13 protein-coding genes are annotated in these 21846 nt (G+C 67.6%); 5 read left to right on the top strand and 8 right to left on the bottom strand.

All coding sequences use genetic code 11. The features are described 5' to 3' along the window. Positions 1-299 precede the first annotated feature (299 nt). Positions 300-2711, bottom strand: coding sequence for a hypothetical protein (locus ACGF5G_RS00065; protein WP_393257308.1), 2412 nt, complete (start codon positions 2709-2711; stop codon positions 300-302). 264 nt (positions 2712-2975) lie between these two features. Between ACGF5G_RS00065 and ACGF5G_RS00060 the strand changes: the two genes are divergently transcribed. Beyond that, positions 2976-3665 (top strand): hypothetical protein, encoded by a 690-nt coding sequence (locus ACGF5G_RS00060; protein WP_393257306.1) that lies wholly within the window; start codon positions 2976-2978, stop codon positions 3663-3665. 110 nt (positions 3666-3775) lie between these two features. Here ACGF5G_RS00060 and ACGF5G_RS00055 read toward each other — a convergent pair whose 3' ends face one another. From ACGF5G_RS00055 to ACGF5G_RS00040, 4 genes are all read right to left on the bottom strand, one after another. Next, the gene (locus ACGF5G_RS00055; protein WP_393257304.1) at positions 3776-3910 is read right to left on the bottom strand and encodes a restriction endonuclease; all 135 of its coding nucleotides are present in this window, start codon (positions 3908-3910) and stop codon (positions 3776-3778) included. A 289-nt stretch (positions 3911-4199) separates the two neighbouring features. Continuing rightward, positions 4200-7541 (bottom strand): DEAD/DEAH box helicase, encoded by a 3342-nt coding sequence (locus ACGF5G_RS00050; RefSeq protein ID WP_393257302.1) that lies wholly within the window; start codon positions 7539-7541, stop codon positions 4200-4202. A gap of 82 nt (positions 7542-7623) precedes the next feature. Continuing rightward, entirely contained in the window at positions 7624-9063 is a 1440-nt protein-coding gene (locus tag ACGF5G_RS00045; protein WP_393257300.1) for an ATP-binding protein, read from the bottom strand. Next, on the bottom strand, positions 9060-11258 hold the full coding sequence (locus tag ACGF5G_RS00040) for a TerB N-terminal domain-containing protein (protein ID WP_393257298.1): 2199 nt from the start codon (positions 11256-11258) through the stop codon (positions 9060-9062). The genes ACGF5G_RS00045 and ACGF5G_RS00040 overlap by 4 nt, the downstream gene beginning before the upstream one ends. Before the next feature lie 988 nt (positions 11259-12246). Between ACGF5G_RS00040 and ACGF5G_RS00035 the strand changes: the two genes are divergently transcribed. Then, positions 12247-12858 (top strand): hypothetical protein, encoded by a 612-nt coding sequence (locus ACGF5G_RS00035; protein ID WP_393001241.1) that lies wholly within the window; start codon positions 12247-12249, stop codon positions 12856-12858. Positions 12859-12917: 59 nt separating this feature from the next. On the opposite strand, the gene ACGF5G_RS00030 is transcribed toward ACGF5G_RS00035, so the two are convergent. The 3 genes from ACGF5G_RS00030 to ACGF5G_RS00020 form a co-directional block, all read right to left on the bottom strand. Further along, on the bottom strand, positions 12918-13973 hold the full coding sequence (locus tag ACGF5G_RS00030) for a GlsB/YeaQ/YmgE family stress response membrane protein (protein WP_393257296.1): 1056 nt from the start codon (positions 13971-13973) through the stop codon (positions 12918-12920). Then, the gene (locus ACGF5G_RS00025; protein ID WP_393257294.1) at positions 13970-14395 is read right to left on the bottom strand and encodes a PadR family transcriptional regulator; all 426 of its coding nucleotides are present in this window, start codon (positions 14393-14395) and stop codon (positions 13970-13972) included. The genes ACGF5G_RS00030 and ACGF5G_RS00025 overlap by 4 nt, the downstream gene beginning before the upstream one ends. 125 nt (positions 14396-14520) lie before the next feature. Next, positions 14521-14898, bottom strand: coding sequence for a hypothetical protein (locus ACGF5G_RS00020; protein ID WP_393257292.1), 378 nt, complete (start codon positions 14896-14898; stop codon positions 14521-14523). Positions 14899-15348: 450 nt separating this feature from the next. On the opposite strand from ACGF5G_RS00020, the gene ACGF5G_RS00015 reads away from it, so the two are divergent. The 3 genes from ACGF5G_RS00015 (at position 15349) to ACGF5G_RS00005 (ending at position 21286) form a co-directional block, all read left to right on the top strand. Beyond that, the gene (locus ACGF5G_RS00015) at positions 15349-15939 is read left to right on the top strand and encodes a hypothetical protein (protein WP_393257290.1); all 591 of its coding nucleotides are present in this window, start codon (positions 15349-15351) and stop codon (positions 15937-15939) included. 3470 nt (positions 15940-19409) lie between these two features. Then, positions 19410-19805: a helix-turn-helix domain-containing protein gene (locus tag ACGF5G_RS00010; RefSeq protein WP_393257288.1), complete on the top strand. Its 396-nt coding sequence runs from the start codon at positions 19410-19412 to the stop codon at positions 19803-19805. 2 nt (positions 19806-19807) lie between these two features. Then, positions 19808-21286, top strand: coding sequence for a tyrosine-type recombinase/integrase (locus tag ACGF5G_RS00005; protein WP_393257286.1), 1479 nt, complete (start codon positions 19808-19810; stop codon positions 21284-21286). Positions 21287-21846: the final 560 nt, after the last annotated feature.

Here is a 21846-nt window from a genome sequence, read left to right as displayed (position 1 = left end):
AGGTCGCAGAGCTGCTTGTACACCGCTACGGCGCGCCAAACAATAAGCACACGTCGGTCTCGCCTGTCATCGCCGAGGCCGGGCTCCCCGATGGCGAGGAAGAGGCGACGAGAAACGCTGGTTATGCCGGGCGGTCCCGCGATGATCGTGGACGGCAGTGCAGCCACGACCTGCTCAATCTGCACTCGGAGCACAAGTGCTCGCAACAGGCACTTGTCATGGAGCGGGGCGGGCCAAGCCTCGTAGGCTGAGGTCAGGTCGCTCACTGCCGTCACGGGCCATCGCGAGTTCGTCACTGCTCATCCCTCAATGCCGGCGATGAGTTGCAGCATTCGCCTCGTCTGCCTGATCCACTGCTTACGCTTTTTGCCGTCGGCATCTTCAGGTGCCCGGCCATGGGCAGCCGAACTGAGCGCGTCGATCGTTGGATTGAACGATTGTAGATTCAATCGTGTCGCACCTAGCTCAGCGAGGATCGCGTTAAGGAGATCTAGTTGTTGGCGAGTATCATTAGCTTTGTCACGAGCAGCCGCGATCCGGTCTCCCGACCAGCCCGCGCGCCGCCCTAGGATTTCCACCCAGTCTCCGATTTCGGTGTCAAGTGCCTGTCGGCACATCGTCAGGGCGAGGATGGTTCGGGCAGCCTCCGAGCCCAATGGCTGGTTCGCCTCAGCTCCGAGCACCTTATCCAATTCTTCGATGAAGCCCATGCCCGGCGAGGTGACATCGGCGACTTGCACGGTCGACGCCCCATCGGGTAGACGGCTAAGTCGGAAATGCCGTGTGTGCTTTCCAAGTGCTCGCAGCTCACGCCACAAACGCTCATCATGTGTCAAGACCACGATCTGGAAGTTTTTTGCAAGCTCCACAAGCGTACGGGCAAGGTACTGTACGCGCTCGCTGTCGAATGCATGGATCGGGTCATCAAGGATCAAGAACCGGAAGGGACTTTTCATCTGAGTCGCTCGCGGCAGGTACGTCGCAAGCGTGAGCGCATTACGCTGACCGGTGCTCAGCACTTTCGGTGCATCAGGGCCAGGGGAAACGCTCGTGCCGCCGACTGCAATCGAGATACTTACCTTGCCGGCCTGGCGCGTACCGCCACCAAGCTTCAAACCGGTCACGTGGAGATCGCTATCCCTGTTCAACTCCCCCCAGTATTCAATGACCTGCTCAGCAATAGGGTCAAAGAGACTCGCACGGGTGTCCTTAATCCAAAATTCAACCGCCTTGCTCAGCTTCTCGGCAGAGACACCACGTGTGCAGGCGCGGCGCTCCCGTTCCACGGAATCAAGCCACTGCTCGATCTGCTGTCCCCCGACCGCCGTGCCACTGATCGAGTCCTCGTACTCCGCGATGATTTTGCTGCGCACATCCCCGTACCACTTGCCGACCTGCTCCGACTCCTCGAAGAGGTCGGTGATGAGTTCCTTCGAGGCTGTATGCACCTTCAGCCCGCTTATCCGGCCTGACAACCGCTCCCAACGCTCAATGAACTCACCGTCATCCGGGAACTTGCGTTGCAGGAGTTCGCGCGTCTCTGCTGGGAGCGGCCCCGGGAGGGCCGCCGGGACGAGCTGTCGCCACTGCTCGTCAGCTACCCGCTGCGCCGCGTTCAGCGTCTCAAGCTCGGTAGTGAGGCGATCCGCCGCCGTGCGGGCCGTCGCAAGCCACTCCACCCCGGTCGTACCGCAAACGGGGCAGACATCGTCAATCCGGAGATGCTCAAGATGCTCCCCCTTGCTTCGGACGAGACTCTCCAGCGCTGCCCGAACGGCGTCTGCCCCTGGCACCACCGCCACCCGCGCCTCATGCACCGCATTGACCGCATCCTTGAGCCGTTCGACAGCTTCTTTATCGAGGATCCAGTTGTGGGGCAGGTCCGGCCGACGTACGGCCCGGGGCAAGGCCCTGGTCAGCGTCCTTATCTCGGCTGCTTGCGCTGCGGTAGGTAGGGGCCCGCTGGACCGCACCAAGTCCGCGAGCGTTTCAGCACCCGCCAGTTTGGTAACGAGCGCAAGAACCGCGCTGTGCTCGCGCTCGATCTTCCCCTGAGCAGTGCGACCTTCAGTCCGGACGCCGTCAACGAGCTTCAGAAGCCTGGTCAGGACGTCGAGCGGCAGGCCCCCTTTGAGAAAGTCGTGCAGCAGCCCAGGCTTCTCGATGACCGGCGAGATCTCCGGGTACAGCAAGACTGGGCTGAACTGTGCATAGGCTGATTTCCAGGTTTCTGGGAGAGGTCCATCGGTGCCGTCCGGCTGCTGCCACCGCACCGCGTCGACCGCACTGCAACTGATCTTGACGTCGTCCTGGCCGTTCGTAACGACTGCCTGTATCGTCCTGTCCTCGTAGTGGAGGTTCGCCTCGGCAAGCTCGTACTTGCGGGCAACTCCGCCGCTCAAGACGTGACGGAGCGCATCCGCAGCACTGGTCTTGCCGGTGCCGTTCGGCGCCGAGATCACCACAATCCCGGGCGTCGGGGGGAGCTTCAGGACGAGAGGCGTCTCGCCAATTCCGACATGCCCCTGCACCTGCAGGCTGCGGAGGAACCACGGTCCAGTCAGTCCTACAGGGCTCTCGGCTCCGGCGTCGGAGGTGTAGGCCTCGGCTAACTCCCGCAGAAGAGCCTGCGGCCCTTCGTCAAGATCTTGCGCTGCCGCCTCAACATCACTCCACGACAGCACAACCCGAGGTTGCTTCTTTCTCGCCACGAAGCTCCTCCCGCCGGCCCTCTGTCCAAGGCCTTCGCTTGCCGATCAAGATCCGATGCGTCCATTGATCAAATCGGAGGCATAATGGATTGGATACGCTACCCGATCACCGGGTGGCCCTGGACCCAACGAAAATTCGGCGAGTCTCGCTCATCTTCCCCATTCAGGCCAGGGATCCGACGCTTCTCCCTCAGGCGCCACGGCTGAGAACAGCGCACTGCCGGGCATCCCGCCGCGAACTGCACGCGGCCGTCACCTTCGAGGGTGAAGGCCATCCTCGACCTGCAGTACCTCCCCCTTGCTCGGGTGAGCGATCATTCGGGCGTGAACGTCCAAGACATGAACCTTGCCGACTGGACAGCGGTGCTCCTCACGCCCGTCACCATCACAGGCGCGGTCGTCGCCGCCCTGGCGTGGCGAACCTCCGTTGGTGTGCGCCGCGACCAGGCCGACGCTGAGGAAAAGCGCCGGCACCGGGAGATGCGGCCCGAACTACACCTGGCGCTCGACATGAAATGGCCGCCAGAGGTTGGCCTGCTGGTGGTGAAGTTGATGGGCCCTCGGGACGTGGAGCGGTACGACCGGATCCGGGTTGAGATCCGCGACGACGGCAAGAACCGGCAACCACGCCACGATGTGACCGCAGAGCGCATTCGCCGGCAGGTATGGGGCCCGTTCCGGCTGCGGCCCGGTACCGACGGCGCAGACCAGGATGGGCGTGCCGCAGAGCAGAACGGCCAAGAGGTCACCGACTCGTGGCTGTTCACGGTCGAGCGCACCACCCCGCCGGCCTGGTACTCGGGTGGTGATTCGGCGTGGCGTAGAGACTACGCCGACGAGCCGCTCCGACTGCGGATAGAGGTCGGGCTGGGCGGCCAGTCGTGGGTGGAGATGCAGGAGGTTCCGCAGCCTCAGCGCAGCGCCTACGAGGACAGCGGCCTGACGGTGGTGTGAGAGGAATGCTCAGGACCTGTGGATTGGCCGGGAAGGGGCGTATTCAGGGACCAAAGTGTAGAAGCTATTGCATGCCCTGCCAGCTGCCGCCTCCTAGGTGGGTCATGCGCTTAAGCTGCCGCAGCGGTCTGGCCGTCAGCGCCTTGATCGTTGGGGCCACCATGCCTCCGTATGATCTTGCAGCCGTCACGCTCCAGCAGGCAGGCGATCCACTCCTCGAAAGCGCCTGCGGACAACGCGTCCATCGTGTCGAGCGTGACGTATCCGATGGTGCCTGCGAAGGAGTTCCGGGCCCGCGCTTCCTGCCCGAGCCAACCGGTGCAGACGCGGGACCGGCGTAGGCACATCGCGCCCCACGACGGCTATGGTCGATGAATCCCACGGCGCTGGGGCTGGCGCTCTCCGGTAGCGCCCTTGCCGGCTTGGCGCTGCCACACGCGTACATCTGGCTGGTGGCCAAGCCGCAGACCAGTCATTCTGGTGCTGCAGGCCGGGTTGCGGGCTCGGCGCCGCGCGTAGCTGCCATGCGCGCCCTCAAAGAGGACTGGACTCACGTCCGCCGAGTGGCTCTGGCCGGAGTTCTTGCACTGCCGTTGCAGCGGATTGTAGGGCTTGGGTCAGTTGGCGTAGCTGTGCTGCCAGGTCTGCGATTTCGTCCGGAGTTCCGGGTGCCGCCACTTCATCAAGCAGAGCGGCGAGGTATTGCTGGTGGAGGAGGTGTACTTGGTCAGCGGAGAGTCCCCATGTCCGGGCTACTTCGATGAGGGATGCCGCCTCGGCGTGGCTGAGGACATGGTCGGCAAGGGCGCGGTCGAGCATGTCGAGGTAGGCGTCGGTACGGGCGTCGCCGGTGGTTGCGGCGTGTACACGGGCGGCTACACCGGCGAGACTGATGCGGGGGTTGGGCTTGCGCGTAGCGTTGCCGGCGCCAGCCGGCGGGCGTACCAGCGTGGCGGCATTCCCGGTCGGCGCTGTCCAGGCGAGAGGGAGTTCGAGGGGATGGCAGCCGAGTGCGGCCAGGTCGGTGACGCCGGCTTGCCGGGCGCGGTTCAGGTACTTCTTGAGTAGCTGTGCGGTGGCCGTTGCGTCGCCGAGTGCGGAGTGCGCTGCTTGTAGGGGGATGCCTTCGGCTTGGCAGGAGTCTACGAGTCGGCGGGTTGAACCGCGGCCGAAGCGGTGGGACATGCTGAGGGTGCAGAGGGCGGGCCATGCCGGTGCGGGGTAGCCGAGGCGGTGGTACTCGGCGTCGAGGAAGCTGAGGTCGTAGCGTGCGTTGTGCGCAACGACGATGGCGCCGCGTAACAGGTTGGCGAGTTCGCCGGCGATGTCCCTGAAGCGCGGAGCGAGGGCAAGGTCGGCGGCGGTGAGGCCGTGTACGCGGGTGGGTCCTGGGTCTCGGTCGGGGTTGATGAGGGTGCCCCATCGGTGTTCGATCTGCCCTGCGGGAGACAGGCGTACGATCGCGACTTCGATGATCCGGTCGCCTCGGTGTGGGGTGAAGCCGGTGGTCTCCAGGTCGACGACAGCGAAGGGGGTCTGCCAGAGCTGAGCCAACGGCCGCATAACAGACTGGGTCGCTGATTGGCCAGGAGCGGGGCGGGGTGTGGGCGGTGCGTAGCTGCGATCGTGGTTCACGGTCCCGCTGGCGAGCACGGAGGCTTGACCGGGGCGAGGCATTGCGGCCATCGACCGCAGCGTTTGCCAGGTTTCTGGTACGTCGAGGGCCCGTGCTGCGTAGGCGACGGCGAGCAGATCGTCTGTGAGGTACTGGTCGTATTTGTCTGCCGCCTTGGTCGGCACCGCCGCTGCGAGTACCAGGGGGGCGGGTGGTGTCTCATCGGCGAGGCGCCGGATGGTCTCCCAGAGCCCGGCGGGGTCGGTGCCGCGGATGGTCAGTGCGACGCCGTCGTGGCCCACCTCCAGTCCTTCTCGTGTGAGGGCTACGGCGAGGGTGCTCATGATTTTGTCCCCTCGCCAGGGGAACAAGAGGGTGTCGTTGCCCCAGCCGAGGATCGCGTGGCCGTCCAGTGCGTACCTGTGGAAGGCTGCACGTCCTTCTTCGAGGAGTGATTGGGCCTGGCGGTCGAGGTAGCGGGGCGTCTCGGTTGTCGTGTATATCGTGCGCATGCGTTGTCGGACGGCGTCGCCGACTTCGCCGCCACTGCCTGAGAAGCTCGGGGGGCGGCCACCACCGGATCTGACCAGGTCGATGACTTTCTGTCGTGCGTCGATCGCGACGATCTTCCAACGTCGGCCGCTGAAGATCAGCAGCATTCCAGGGGTGATCAGGTTGTCGACAGGCAGCGATCCGATGGTGCGGCCGCCCGCGACGAGGCGGAACTCCTCCGGGGTCGTGAATGCGGTGTAGAAGCTGTAGTGGTTGACGAGACGGTCGCCGACGCCGCCGGGCAGCAGAAGTCCTTGCGAGTCCTGGGTGAGCAGGTCCTGCTCGCCCATGCAGCGCAGGAGAGCGATGAAGGTGCTCTTGTCGACGCGCGCGAACGGGCCGTGTCCACACAATGCGTCGTAGAGCTGCTGAGGGTGTGCGCCGCCGCGTTGGGCGATGACCGACAGGATCTGTTGGGTGAGGGTCGACAGGTGCATGCTCGCGGTGTCCGGTGGCTCGTACCACTTGGCGAGCAGCAGGTCGACCATCGCGACGCTCTGGACGAGCTGGCTGCGCAGAGTGTCGGCGGGGGGTGTGCGGTCAGTGAGTTCGGGTTCCGAGACGTACATCCGCAGCACGGCGGGCTGGTCGGCTCGGCGTCCGGAGCGGCCGAGCCGCTGTCGCATTCCAGCGACGCTGGCCGGCGCTCCGATCTGGGCCACCGAGTCCACGGAGCCGATGTCGATTCCCATTTCCAGGGTTGACGTGCAGATCGCGGTGACCGGCGTGGTGCGGTCTTTGAGTCGTGCTTCGACGTGCTCGCGGATTTCTTTCGAGAGGTTGCCGTGGTGCGGGAGGAACTCGCCAGGGACGTTGTTGTTCTTGCAGCGCCGGTCGAGCATGTCGGTGTAGAGCTCGACGGCGCTGCGCGAGTTGGCGAAGACGAGGTTGTCGCGTCCCCGCAGGGTACGGAAGAGGTGGTCGGCGATGCCGGCCTTGTCCCACGATTCTTCCTCATCGTCCGAGTCAGAGGTGGCGGTGCCGGATGGAGGTGCGGCGGGCGCCCTACCGGGGGGAGACGGGGCGGCGGCGACATAGCCCCGAAGCTGCAGTCGTATCTCTCGAGCGTCATCGTCGGACGCGATCACGGTGACGGCGTCGCCGCAGCCCGGGCGGAGGAACTCTGCCGCTGCGGTGAAGTCGCCGAGGGTGGCCGACAAGGCGATGCGCGGGATACTGCGCCGCAAGACAAGGTCCACCCGATGCAGCAGTGATTGCAGTTGGGCGCCGCGTTCGGTGCCGATGAACGCGTGCAGCTCGTCGATGACGACGTGGCTGATGTCGCCGAGGACGCGAGCGACCTTGTCGCCGTGGTTGATGAACAGTGACTCCAGCGATTCGGGCGTGATCAGCAGAATTCCGTCCGGCTCGCGCAGAACGCGCGACTTGCGCGATCCCGCCACGTCGCCATGCCACCGGTGGACCGGAACGTCGAGCCGTTCGCACAGGTGGGCGAGCCGCTCGTACTGGTCGTTGATCAGCGCCTTGAGTGGCCCGACGTAGAGCGCGCAGACTCCGGCAACGTCGTCGCTCGCGTCCCGCCGAGCTGCGATGGCTGAGCAGATTGGCAACCAGGCTGCTTCCGTCTTCCCGCTGGCGGTCGCGGCAGCGATGATGACGTCGATGTCGCCCGCGAGGAGCGGCCGAGCGGCGCGTTCCTGAGCGTCCCGCAGATGGTCCCAGCCCTGATCATGGATCCACCGCTGCACTTTCGGGTGCATTAGGTGGTACGCCGACGACGGGACGGCAGCGCGTGACGGTTCGGCGGTTGCCGTCGGCTGCCGCTGGGGGTCAGAGGCGGAAGGAAGCAAGTTCGTCGTCATCGGGAGGCAGTTGGCTGGCGGCCACCATTACGGCCGACGCGTGGGAAAAGCCGTGGCCTCCGGTGGAGGCGGACAGACTTTGGCGTTCGTCGGTAGGCCGGCCACTTGGTTGACTGGCTTCATCGAGGAGTTCCAGGTCCGGGTCCGTCTCGGCGGCGATGTGGATCGCGCCGATGAGGGACCGCCAGTCTTGCCCGGGGTTCTGTTCGAGGACCGCGAGCAGATCCAGGAAGCCCTTGATGGTGTTACGCGGTGTGCGAAAGTAGGCGTCCCCGATGCGAGACGCGCAGTGGTTCATGTAGGCGTGCAAGGCTTCGTCGGGCAGGAGGTAGGCCGTCGGGTCACCGGCGGCGTAGACGTGGCGAAGCTTGGCCAGCAGGACATAGAAGTCCTCAGGTGACAGGTTCGCCAGGCGCAGAACCGGACCCGAGTAGTCGACGAGCCCGGCGGTGGCGTAGGTGTTCTCGGCCAGGCGGGACTGCAGGGCGGCATAGGAGTAGAGGCCGCGACGAGTGTCGAGCAGGAAATCGGGTGTTCCGCCGAAGAGAAAACCGAGGCCCGACGCCGTTCCTTGCAGGCTGTCGTTCAGGATGCGCAGGATCTGCTCGTAGTTGGCGTTGCGGGCCTGGGAGTTCGCCAGCTTGTACAGGTTGACCATCTCGTCGAGGCAGACAAGCAGACCGTCGTAGCCGGCCAGGCGAACGAACCGGGACATCAACTTGAGGTGGTCGTAGAAGGACGCGTCGTCGACGACGGTGCGCACGCCGAGGGCGTTGCGGGCGTCGGTGCGGGTGGAGAACTCGCCGCGCAGCCACCTGACGGCGTCGATCTTGAGTTGCTCGTTGCCGGTGTCGTGGCCCTGCCAGTACTTCGCGATGACGTCGGCGAAGTCGTAGCCGCCCGTCAACTCGCTGAGCGCGTCGAGGCGAACGCGGATGACCACCTGCGGGTTCTGGCCGGTGTCGCGTGCCTCGGTCAGCGCTTGGGTCACGAACCGTTCGACGACGCTGGCCATCGCGCCGCCGTCGGCCTTGGCGCGGGTGGCCATATTGCGCATCAGTTCGGCGTACAGGCTGCGTGCTTGCCCGCCGGTGGCATGCAGCCGGCGGTCGGGGGACAGGTCCGCGTGGACGGTGACCAGACGCTTCTCCAGCGCGATGGAGCGGATCAGGTGCAGGAAGAACGTCTTGCCCGAGCCGTACTCACCGATGACGAAACGGCTGCCGGCTCCTCCGTCGGCGATGCGAGTGATGTCGGCGACAAGAGCCTGCACCTCCGCGGCCCTACCCACCTGGACATGCTGTTGCCCGGCGCGCGGCACCACTCCCGCCCGTAGCGACTGGATGATCGCGTCGCGCTCGCGGGGCCTGATGCGGGTGCCCTGGCCGGTGGGGGTCGTAACGCTCATCGCAGTAGCTCCTGAAGCGCGTAGTCGTTGATCACAATGTCGTCGTCGCCCTCGGCGACAGGTTCCCCCGCAGCGTCCATGGCGACCTCGTTAATCAGGTCCAACGCACCAGCCGGCATTACCCCGTGCCGCTCGGCGAGGTCCTCGTACGCCGCGCGGGTCCACGTCGGGTGAGCGGTCAGGGACCGCAGGAGTTCGCTGTGCACGGCGTCCAAGCCGGGAATGAGGGCCTGGGTGGTGGGCTCAGCTTTCAGTTCGTTGTGGCGGGTAGCCGGCATAGTGGCCGGCTGGGGCGCAGGGCCTTCCTCGTCAGTGAAGATGGTCGACAGCAGCGCCGAGACGGCCGCTGTCTCTGCCAACTTCGCGGCGATGACGTCTTCGTCGAGGACGACACCGGAAGCTCCTGGCGGAACTCGTTGGCCGTTGCCCTCAGTAGGTGACCCGTGGGCCGCCGGCGGCGCGGGCGGCAGCGTGTATCCCGCCGGTACGGGCCCTGCGGGGCGAACGACGACGGGCCCTGCGGCTGGGGGCGGAGTCGCCACGAGAGCGGCAGGGCCGGTGACCTGTTGGTGGAGGCGGCCGTAGATGAGGTTCGGATCAAGGCCGAGGAGCTTGTAGATCTTCGTGAGGCTCGTGACCTCCTCCGGCGAGATGACTCCGTCAGCGGCGGCTACCGTGATCAGAAAATCGCCGATGGTCTCACGTTGGTCGGCCCGGAGCAGATCGAGGCGCTTCTTCAATCCGGTGAGCTTCACGCCGGTGACGGCCAGCCACCGTAGGTGCGCCTGCAGGCGGGTTCTCTCGGAGGCTGTCAGATGCAGCGCGGCTTGGAGGTGGGCTGTCAGATGATGCTGTTCGTGGTCGCTGACGGTGCCGTCCGAAGCGCTGACCGCGACCGCGAGGTGCAGCAGGGTCGCTGCGGCGGTGTAGGCGGGTGTTGCGGTATGCGGGGCGTCGGCGGTAGTGCGAAAAAGGACCGCAGGACCGGCCGACAGTGGTGATCCGCCGAGTCGGACGTCCGGCTCCACACCGACGCCGATACGCCCGAGGAGTTGGGCGAGGGACACCGCCTCAGCCTTGGTCATCTTCGCAGGCTGAGCGGTTGGCCAGAAGGTGATGAGTTCCGCCGCGCCGACCACCACGTAGGCCTCATCTGCCAAGCGAGCGTCGCACCAGGCGCGCAGGGCGCCGACCTGTCCTGCCTGCTGGTCGAGCAGCTCGGGAGGCAGCACTGCGGCTGCGGCGAGGGATCCCCGGCCATCCGGGTGACGGCCTAGCCATCGGCTGTAGGCGTCCAGGTCGTCGGTGACGGACTCGACGAGTTCGGTCAACTTGCGCGACGGTCCACCGAGTTCGACGACGTCAGGCAGATCGAGCCGCACGCTGGCGCTGGCGATACCCGCACTGGCCGCCCGGTAGGTCACCTCGATTCGCGCCTTGCCCGGCCTTACACGGAAGCCGCCCTTGAACCGCTCCGCGTACCGCCTCACGAACAGATGGTCGAACTCTTCAGGACAACGGGTCTGCGGCGTGCGCGGGTACAGCGACGGCAGATACCACGCCCAGGCGCGGGCCCATGCAGCTGGTACGGGAGTGCCGCTGGCGGCGAATTCACCCAACGCGAGCCGTAGCTGCGTCGGGATGGGCCACCGGTCAGGGGCGAGCTCCGGCGGCTGTCCTTCACTAGCATCGGACTCAGCCGCGCCAATCAACTCGAGGACCTCGAGAAAGTTGCTGGCGTAGGAGCGGAACGAGTTGTTGGCGCCGTAGATGTCGAGGAGTCGACGAACCTCAGCGGCGATCGCCGGTATCTCCCGCCGCAACGCCCGGTCGTTCGAAATGTCGACCAGAACGCGTCGCTCAAGGCCATAGAAGAAGAGGAAGACGTAACCGATGGGCGCGGCGCCGTAGCGGCGGCCATCGGCCAGCCACGTCAGATATGCGGCCCTACTGCTCGCGGGGAGCGTGCCGTACGAAGGCCAGTAGTCCAGCCCGCTCCCGTCCCAGTCGGGTCGATTCCTGTCAATCCGAAGCATCGGGTCGATGAGCGCAGGCTCGGCTCGGCCGTTGGGAGCGGTTAGATGCCTACCGACATAGATGAGACCTCCCGGGATCGGGTACCCGGCGACGGTCGTCGGCTGCCCGGCTGGAATCCAGATGGTCTGCTGGCTCGCGGCCGGGACCTGCGGAGCCACCTGTCTGACTGTCGTCGAGTGGGTCCGTACGGGCGCAGGCTGAGCCGCTACCACGCCACCGGCTGGGCCTGGTCCCTGATGTTGCGGCGCGCTACGTCGGAACCTGTCGAAGAAACCCACAACCCCTACTCCCCCATGGCCAGCGACGCTTGTCGCCACCAGTCAGGTGCCCACCGCCCTGCTCCTGAACCCGGCAGACCTCACGCCTGTCCGGCATGTCTCGGTTGCGAGCGAATGGGGCGGACCAAAGCCTAGGTTGTGACCCATCACGGCGAGGACCGTACTTTCGGTCGGAAAGCGACACTGATGGATCAGGGATCGCGGTGCTGATGTCCGCCGAGGGACAGTCGTCCCAGACACCGCAACGCTGACCGTCGCCCGGTCGATGACCGGATGGGTGGTCGAGGGTCGGCAGGGGTGAACATCCCGATGAGGGTGAGCGCCGGGTGACCGGGACGGCCAACACGACGAGGAGGCACCGCCACCAACGGTCCGCTGGTCAGGTTCGAGCAGGCATCCGAACCAACCTCGCGTGCGACGGGACTTCAGCGCTCGAGTTGACACGCTCAGCGCCAGGCGGGCGGCGTCGCACATGCCGCGCTGGGGCCGGCGCACTGTAGGTTGCGGCAGTTGCCGCGATTGTCGGGCTGGTGCGCCGACAACATTCGAGGGCGAGCCGCCACAGGAGCGGATGGTCGCATCGTCGGGGCCACAGTGAGCAGGCAGAGGCCCTCACGAGGCACAGCAGGAACGGCCGGTTGAGGGTCTCCGCGGTGACGTACAGCCGGAACCGCGGGCAGCCTGGCCGTTCCAGGCCGATCATCCGGCCCTGCGCAGGCCTGCTCAGCCGATCCGGTATCGACTACCGCAGGATGTCGGTGGCTGCGGAGCCTGTTGTGGGAACACGCCGCAATCACTCCGCCCGTACGGTTTGTAGGTCGTTTCTTGCCGCCGCAGTCAGGGGAGGCCGTGGATGAGGCCGAGAAGAGTGACCTTGCTGGACATCGGGCTGGACTCATCGTTCGATGCTGCGATGACGTTCGTGCAGTCAACACTGCAGAACATCAACGCCGGATGCGAGGAGCCCGTCGTGGATATCGACTTCGTCCGGTCGCGCGATCCCGACACCGTGCTCTCCGCCTTCACCTCATCCTGCGATGTCCTGCATGTCATGGCCCATGGTGACCACAGCGTCACACCGTCGTTCACCAGCACGGACGGCAAGGTCACCATCTCCTTCGAACAGCTTGGGGAAGTCGCGGCGGGCCTTGGCAAGGGCATCTCGACCGGCGCGATCATCGCGGACGGCTGCAAGACCGGCACCGGCGCATGGCAAAAGGCGGTACGGGACTGCCTTCAAGGCGAGGTCACCTACATCGGCACCTCCTCCATCATCGGCTGGCACGAAAGCGGCGTGTTCAGTTCCGCTTTCTACGGCGCCCTGTTCCGCAACCGGGGCCGCGGCGTGAAGCCTGCCGACCAAGCTCAAGACGCCGCTACCCGAGCCATCGACGCGTACACCCTGCTGACGGACAAGAACTGTCCTTTCAAAGTCACGACGTTGAAGCCGAGCCAGCGCGCCCGCACGCTGCTCGGCTAGCAAGATGGTGCGGACGGAGCGCTCGGGCAGGGGCAGTCCCCCATCTGGGCTTCCGGAGGTCACATCCGTGCTGTCGCGTCCGTTCGGTGTCCGCAGGTTGGGCAGGTGCTGCCGACTGCTCGTTGGCGTACGGTGCGGTGACGTGCGGCTTGACCAGCGATAGCGGCTGCCAGCAGCGCCACGCCGGCGAGGACAACCGCGCCGGTCGTGGCGGCGAAGGCTGTCGGGGTGGGCGCGCCGCCGCGGCTGCCCGCGATCGCCTGGCTGAGTTGATCGGCCGCGAACAGGCCGGCGGGGGTGGCGAGGAGCAGGGTTGCCCAGAGGCCGGTGTCGTCGGCGCGCAGGGCGCGGCCGAGTCCGATGATCAGGCTCAGGGCAAGCATCAGCCCACCGGCCATGGCCAGGATCTCCGGGGTGGAGCGGTACGAGGTGAACCAGTTCCCACCGTGCTCCCCGGCGGCGAACGACACGGACACGAGTATGCCGAAGCCGGCTGCGAGCAGCGGCAGACTACGTCCGACCCCGCTGGGGTGGGTGGGTAGCGCGAGGGTGGCCAGGCCGAGCGCGATGGCGGGGAGCAGAACGAACAGCGGCGGCCGGGGCTGCCCGGTGAGGGCAGCCACGGGTGGCAGGGCGATGGTCAGTAGGAGACCGCCGGCCGCGGCGAGGCGGACCCAGGGCCCGGGCAGCGTCGTGGCGGTGACGCCGACGAGGAGCCAGCCGAGCCAGGCGACGGCGCCGAGGGTTTGGAACGGTCCGACCGGGTCGAGTCCGGTGATACGGGAGTCGTTGAGCTCGACCTGAAGGAGCAGGAATACCGCGAAGGCGATCAGGGTGTTCAGTGCGGCGGTCGCGGCGAGCGGAAACGAGTCGGCCAGCCCGAGGGCGCCGTACCCGCGCAGCCGCTCGCGGAAGCCTGCGCCGAGCAAGTCGAGGGCGTCGTGCGGGGAGGGCCAGCGCCGTGTCGGGTCGGCCAGGTCGAGGTACGTTGCGACGATCTCCTCTCCTCGCTCGGCCTGGTAGTGACGGGGGTAGGCGCGAAGTAGCCGCCGGTAGCGGCGTTCCAACGGCGATCCGGTTTCGGCCGGTCCCGGGATCGGGTTGGGCGGGGTCATGCCGGACCTCCGGTCGGGCGAGGCACGGGCCAAACCGCCGGCCCCGGACGGCCGGCCGGGCCGTGGGTCGTGCTGCCGGCGGCGGGGAGGGTGCCTGTCGGGCGGGCCTTCAGGCGTTGGGTGGCGGCCTCGACGTTGCGGCGTAACCGTTCGGTCTCGGCGGCGAGCACCGACCTGCCCGCGTCGGTGAGCCGGTAGTAGCGGCGTAGTCGTCCCTCGACGACCTCCTCCCGGTCCGGCTCGACCAGTTCCTCGTCGGTGAGCCGGTCGAGTGCGCCGTAGAGGGTGCCGGGCCGCAGCGCCAGCCGCCCGCCGGACAGCGCGGCGACGTCGCTGATGACGCCGTAGCCATGCAGGGGCTCCCGCGCGAGAGCGGTGAGGATCAGGAAGGTGGGCTCCTGTAGCGGCCTGGGTGTAGCCATAGCCTCAATGTATCGGCGGCCGAGCTATACCGGCGGCAAAGCGGTGAGAATGTCGTGTGCAGCGGCGCGTCGGCCCGCGCCACCGCGGATCGGCACTCGATCGTTGACCGTCTCGTCGCCTCGGTCTATGCGGCTGCGGCCGGCAGAGAGGCGGGCCAGGGAGAATGCCGCCGGAGTGGGGGCGCCGGTGGCCGCGCGGGTGAGGTGGTGAACCAGCCGCGGAACGCCGACGACGGGGGTGCGGCCACGGCGGCGTGTCCATGCGCTCGCGGGGTCGGGGCCGGGGTAGCGGCTGGCCGTACTGGGCGGGCCAGGCCCATGGCCCGGCGGGCGGCGCGGGCGGCGGCGCACATGCCGCGCTGGCCGGCGCACTGCAGGTTGCGGCAGTTGCCGTGGTTGTCGGGCTGGTGCGCGCCGATGACATCGAGGGCGAGCCGCCACAGCAGCGGATCGGTCACATCGTCGGGGGTCACGGCAAGCAGGCTGAGGCGTTCACGAGGCATGGCGGAAGTCCTTTCGTCGATGGGTCATGTCGTCCGCATGGAGAGGCGGATGGACAACGGACACGATCGACGCTCGCCTTTGACGGAAGGTCAAGTCGTCTCGCCTGAGCGGCTATCCCGGGCTGGCGGCGTAGAGGTACGCGTGGCAGAGAATCCGCCGGTCGTTGATGTGGGGAGGGAGCGTGGCTGCGGTTCGGGCAGTTCCTCGGTTGCCGGAGGCGAGGTTCGGTGGCGCTTGCCGCCGGAACGCCGCGCGGGCTGGTACGGCAAGGAGTTTGTCGGGCTGGCGACGCCCGCGAGGACGCCGTCGCTCCCACCGTCCCTGACCGGTCGCGCGCCCGCCAATCAACCAGGCCCGACCCCGGGGGAAACGGCCGCGGCCGAAGAAGTGCCGGTCGTTTCGTAGGGTTCAGGCGGTGGTGGTGACGGTTGTGGGTGGGAGGGTGAGCGGTGGCGCGTACCTGGCTGTCCGTGCGGGTCGAGTTGGTTTCCGGTCGCGGCGTCGACCTGTGGCCTCGGCCTGGCAGGGTCTTCGCGGCGAGCCGGTCGCACACCTTCGCCCAGCTCGCTGACGCGATCGACCTGGCGTTCGCCCGCTGGGACCTGGCCCACATGCACATGTTCACGCTGGCCGACCAGACCCAGATCACGCCACTTGAGCTGTGGGACGGCGAGGCCTCCAGGGGTAGCATCGACAGCGACCGGACCAAGCTGAGTCGCCTGGGTGGCGGCGAGCAGTTTGCGTACGTGTTCGACTTCGGTGACGACTGGGCGCACCTGTGCACGGTCGCCGAGTCCCGCATCGACCCGCTGGAGATGCTCGGCGTCGTGCCCAGCGAGCCGATGCCGTACTTCGGGTGGGTGACCTGCCCGATCAGTACGGACGGCGTTGGGACGGCGACGACGGCGAGACGCCGCAGCCGAAGCAGCCGCAGCGACCGCTTGCCGAGCTTCCGCCGCTGCTGCCGCGGCGGGGACCCCGCCAACGCGGACAGTAGCGGTCCCCGACGTCGCCGGACGGCGGGCGCTCTGGCGTGCTGACCTGCCTCTGCACCAGCGAGGTCGTGCTACGGGCTTGTGATCGGCGAGATAACCGGCCGGAAGAGGTAAAGGGCAGCCTGTTCGCCGGCCAGGCTCTGATCCTGTGCCCCGGCCTGGGGCGGTCGGCGACAAGCCACCTCTCGCTGGGCCGGGTGCGGACGGCGAGGCTGCCTTCCCGCGCCTCAGCTGGGCTCGCGCGCACGTGGCCGGCGGCAGGGCAGGACGGCCGATGGTGGGGGTGGGTCCGTTCGAGGTGCGCTGGTCAACCGCGGGGCCGACAGGGTGACGGGAACCCTCGCTCGGGGGCGTGCAGCGGTGCCACCGCGTGCCGGTAGGTCGAGGGTGACCCGCCGTTCCGGGCGTTGGCCCACTCGGCGCCCGCCTGCAAGCGTCTCTTCGCCCGTCGTGGTTCACCGCCCGACCACGGCGCCACTTCGTCCGGCGGTGCTGCCGCCGTCAGTGCTGAGCAGATGGCGGGTTCCAGTCGTGCTCCATGATGTTGCTGTCCACGCTAAGGACGGGCGGGTAGGTCGCTTTCCTGGGCATCGTCTACGTCGCGGGCACGGGGCCTGGACCGCATCCGGCGGCGGCGTTCGACATGCGGCGGGCCGTCGCCCCGGTAGAGGTTGATGTGCTCATCATTTCGTCGTGGCCGGCAGGGATCACCAAATCCACGTTCGGGCTCCGGGTCCGGCCGAGCAGCGTGGTGGCGGGGCGGCAACCGGCCGACCGGCCGCGAGGGCGGGTGGGCGAGATGACGCGGGCGACGCCGAGCTGCCGGCGGGCGGGGAGTTGTTGCTGATCATCTGAGAGTGGGTGGTCTTCGACGGTCGCTCTGGTGCGACGGAAAGTCAACGGCTTGCGCCGGCCACCTTCACGGCGGCGTCTGACGAACGTCGTCGTCCTGGCCGCCGCGCCCGTTGCCACTTACAAGATCCGGCCCGGTCCACGGGACGGCCGCCTGATCATTGGTCACCGCGTGGGACCTTCTCGACCCTGCCGTCCTGGGAGGTCGGCGCCTCCTGGGGGAGGAAACGGAAGGAAACTCCCTCCTATGGAGGGAGTCTGGAACTGTCACCGCCGGTAACGAGGGCCGGTCACCGGCGGTGTGCTGCGCTGACAGCCGAATCCGGCCGTTGCGCGGGGCGCGGTGGTCGTAAGCGGGTGGTGAAGGCACGGTGAAGCCCCAGACGAAGGGGCCACCGAAGCCCCAGAACGAGTCACGAAATGTCCGCTCGTTGGCGATCTCTCCGCATCCTCATTTGCCAGCCGTAGAGCGCCGCCCTTGTATAGACGTTCATCGACCAGCCCGACGCCGGCCTCCCGGGCCCAGTCGACCCGCGTGGGTCCGGGTCCGGCCTTGCGGGCGCCGCGGGGAACTATCACGTCCTCAAACCGGCTCCTGTCAGCTCTGGCGAACGCCCCGGGCGTCTAACAACGATCTGACGGCTCCGGCAAGGCAGCCGCCGGAGTCTGACAGAGCAGCTCAGCCGCCATACCCCGTCAAGCAGCTTGGGGGAGGCTGGCCGCCGGCGTTCAGGCGCTTCCGCCACGCTCGGTGTCCGGCGGTAGGTCAGGGACCGCCGCGGTGCTGACCTTCGGCGGCATCGCCCGTCAAAACCAGTGAGACCGGCGTTCCAGGCGGCAGGGCCTCCTACCAGGGCTGTCAGGTCAGCCCCTCCCCTGTTAGATGTCTGTCAATCAGGGGGGCGTTCGCCAGAGCTGACAGAGCCCGTTTTGAGGGTGTCAGCGGTGCTGCGGTGACAGCGGCGCCCGGGGTCCGTTCCAGGGTCAGGTTCAAGGGCGATCCAGCAACGGGGGCCGACACCGACGCCAACACGGACCCCGGGGGCACGGGTCACCGAGCCGCTCGACCACACTCCAGGCCAGCGAGGACCGCGTCGTGGGACGGCTTTGACGGCCAGGCGCAGGGAGGTACGCGGGCACCGGGCGTCCACCAACGCGCTGGCGCGACGCCGCTGCCAGGCAGCGACGGCGCCAAGGGCGATCCTCACGGGCGGTCAACGGCACCACGCACCCTACCGAGCTCCCATCTATGAACCGCCGTTTGTGTGCTCTGGCGAACGCCTGCCGAACTCACAGCCACTCACAGCGACCTGCCGCGCCGCGCGTCAACGGTCAGTGCGATCTCCCATCGGCGCCCTGAGCAGGGCGGTGAGAGCGAGCGGACGCGGAACCCATCACCCAACGAGGCACCCCGGGCCAAACAAGACGGCACTAACATCGGGGCCCTCGCAGCGCTCACAGCCGCCCACAGCGGCTCACAGGAACTCACAGCGGCTCACACGCCCACCAGCCTGATACGGCGGCAGCGACAACGACAGGGGCAGTGGCGCCGGTCGGGTGCTGGATGTCGCCACGCTCGCCAACGCACCCGCGGCACGAGCCGTGACGCCTACGGCTGCCTCCGGCTGCCGTGACACGGCGGCGGACGTGCCGTCGTCAGCGCCGTCCCACCGTGGAGCACCGAGCGCCACCGCCGCTTGCGTGACCGGACACGTGGTGTCGCCGTGACAATGTCAGAGGGGCCCGTCGATTGACACGGGCGTGATGACATGACAACGCCGGCCATGGCGCCGCCGTCCCAGCTCGCCGGCCGCATGTCCGGACACGCACCCAATGTCAACGAAGAACGCCGATTGACACCGTGGTCGTTGACACGGCAACGGCGGTCGCGCGGAGGTGTCCGCGGCACTGGTCGCCAGCGATCGTGACACGCGCCGGCGCGCCCTGAAATCGTGTCCGAAACACCACCCGCGTCATCGACGCCGGTCGTTGACATTTTGCCCGGCAGGGCCGTTGAGCAGGGCGGTGACATGCTCGCGGACACCTGCCACGAGCGCCGGACGCAGTACCGGTGGCCACGCTGGACACGTCCTTCGCCGACGTGGCCATCGCGGTCGTGACACTCGACCTGGACACGCGGCGCGGACACCACTGCGCCGTTGACACCGCGGCCACCGCTGGGCCATGTCATCGACGGACACCTCTGTCACTGCCTGCCGGCAGCGGTGCCCCATCGGCGGGAACGGTCGTGGGCTGGCGCGGGAGTGACCCAGCGACGCGAGACGCAAGAGGCAACTCCGCGAGCCAATGTGAGCCGCTGTGAGCCGCTGTGGGTGGGGGCAGGCGTTCGCCAGAGCACACAAACGCGGGTTTAAGAGCGTCAGCGCGTCGCAGGCGCGACGCGACCACCAGATAAGCGGGCGCAAGGCCGTATCAGCGAGAGCCTTTCACCTCGTCGGCCCACACCGGGTCTCGGGTCGGCCCTGACCGATCCGGTTACTGGCGATCCGCCGGTGCCGGGCCGCCGTGTGGCGCGCCGACGGGCGCCCTGGGCCGACGTCCGCTGCCGTGTCGGCACCGGGTCTGGCCTGCGGCCTCACCATCTGCGCCCACATCAAGCCGGGCGACCTCTCTCTCTTGATCACCGGAAGGGCCACTTCGCGATGACCACCCCTGAACACCACTCCAGTCACGTACCTCCTGCCGGCCCGTCCTCGGACGGCTCCGACGGCCTATGGACCGCGCAACGGATCCGCGCCCTGAGCCCAGTCACCGACCTGGCCACCGCGGCCCGGATCTTCGGGCTGTCCCGGTCTGTCGCCTACGACCTGGCCAAGCGCGGCCAGTTCCCGGTCGCGGTACTGCGTTTCGGCACCCGCTACCGGGTTCCGGTCGCGGCCATCCTCCACGCCCTGCACCTACCGCCCGGCGACGACCCCGGGCCCTCGACCGAACCACCCGACGGCGACTTGATTCCGGGCGGAAGGCACGCGTGGATCACCCCGTACCGAATCCACAGCCACCGGCTGCCGCACATCCCAACCGAAGGGAACACCTGATCATGGCGGAAGGATCCGTCTTCAAACGCTGCTCCTGCCGCGACAGCGACGGCCGTAAACTCGGCAACCGCTGCCCCCACCTCCGGCGGGCGGGCGGGGCGTGGAGTCCCACCCACGGCCGGTGGGCCTACCAACTCGAACTACCCACCCACCCCGGCCGACCGCGCCGGCAACTGCGTCGCAGCACCTTCGACACCCGCGACGCCGCCACCACCGACCGCGACCACGCCAAAGCCCTTCTCACCCTCGCCGGCGACGACGTCGCTGTCGCGGCAGAGATCGCCGACATGCTCCTCGCCGTCACCTCCGGTGCCCCGCTACCAGACCGCGACACCATCGCCCGCCGGGTCCGGGCCGGGCTGCCCGCCACCGTCACCACGACCGTCGGCGAGTACCTGCACTCGTGGCTGGCGTCCCGACGCAATCTGCGCAGCATCCAACCCAACACCCTGCTGGCCTACGAGTCGCACATCCGTACCCACCTGGTCCCGCACCTCGGAAACATCCCCCTGGTGAAACTGCGGGTGGAGCACATCGAGGCGATGTTCACCGCCATCGCCGACCGCAACACCGCCATCGAGATCGCCCGACAAAGCGACAAGCCCTGGATCCGCGCCACCGTCCGCGGCCAGCGCACCACCAGCCCGGCCAGCATGCACCGCATCCGCGCCACCCTCCGTAAGGCACTCAACGACGCCATCCGCCGCGGCAACAACCGACTCATCGACTTCAACCCCGCAGCCCACATCGAACTGCCCTCCGGAGCACGCCCCAAAGCCCGGGTGTGGACCGCCAACGCCGTCCAGCGCTGGCGCGAGACCGGTGAGCGGCCCAGCCCCGTCATGGTGTGGACCCCGCAGCAGGCCGGCGCGTTCCTTGACCACGCCGAGGATCACGACATCGCCCTCTACCCGCTGTTCACGCTGATCCTGCACCGGGGCCTGCGCCGCGGTGAGGCCGTCGGACTCACCGACACCGCCGTCGACCTTGACAACTCCCTGATCAGCGTCACCCAACAGATCGCCACCCACGGCTACACACCCGTGATCAAGAAGGTCAAGTCCGAGTCCGGGAACCGGATCATGGCCCTGGCCAGCGTCACCCATACCGTCCTTCGCGCCCACCACACCCGCCGCGCCCAGTGGAAACTCGCCTGCGGCGCCGCATGGCCCGACACCGGACTGTTCTTCGTCCAACCCGACGGGCGGCCCTGGCACCCCAACACCGTCACCGACCGGTTCGAAGCCCTCGTCCGCGACGCCGGACTACCCCCGATCCGGCTGCACGACCTCCGGCACTGCGCCGCCACCTACCTCAAAGCAGCCGGCGCCGACCTCAAAGACATCCAGGAACTCCTCGGCCACTCCTCCATCGCCATGACCGACGTCTACACCTCCGTCATCGCCGAACTCGACGTCGAACGCGCCAAAGCCGAAGCCGCTGCCAAACTCCTCCCCCGCCGACGCCGCCGAGCCGCGTAGGCGGACAACGCCCACCACGTCGCGGCTACCAACCGAAGAGCAGCCGCCCCCGACGTGCCACCACAAACCCAGGCCCGCTCCGCGGTGGGTGGGTCGGCGGCAGACAGGATGGCAGCAGCGGGGGAAGCGGCGTGGCCGCGGCGCGATAAGGGTCAGCGCCAGCGAGCGATCTGAGGAGTACGGCACCGCACTGAAACGACACGGCCGGTCTGGGGATCGATGACGAATTCGACGCTCCGCCTCATGGCTGTCGGAGTAGCCGCGTGATCTGGTTGAGCCGCAGGAGACCCGCAAACCGACACTGGGTCAACCCGCAAGGGGCCCGCCGGCTCGCCCGTTAGGCACGTTAGGCCCAGCGCCACGCCGACGGCAATGACAAACCGAGGTTGCACGTGTCGCTGAGGCGGCGAGCTGCGCGGCGGTGCATCCAGATCAATGACCGGCATACAGCACGTTAGCGTTCGGTGAGGTGTACCAAGGATCCTGGACATGTCCTCCGAGTTGAGAGGATGAGTCCATGCCCGAGCAGCGTCGTCGGTTCAGCCCGCAGTTCAAGGCCG

This window comes from Micromonospora sp. NPDC047730, assembly GCF_043204765.1.
Taxonomy (GTDB): domain Bacteria; phylum Actinomycetota; class Actinomycetes; order Mycobacteriales; family Micromonosporaceae; genus Micromonospora.
The sequence above is the reverse complement of the archived record's forward strand: the minus strand, read 5'-3'. Positions and strand labels throughout refer to the sequence as shown.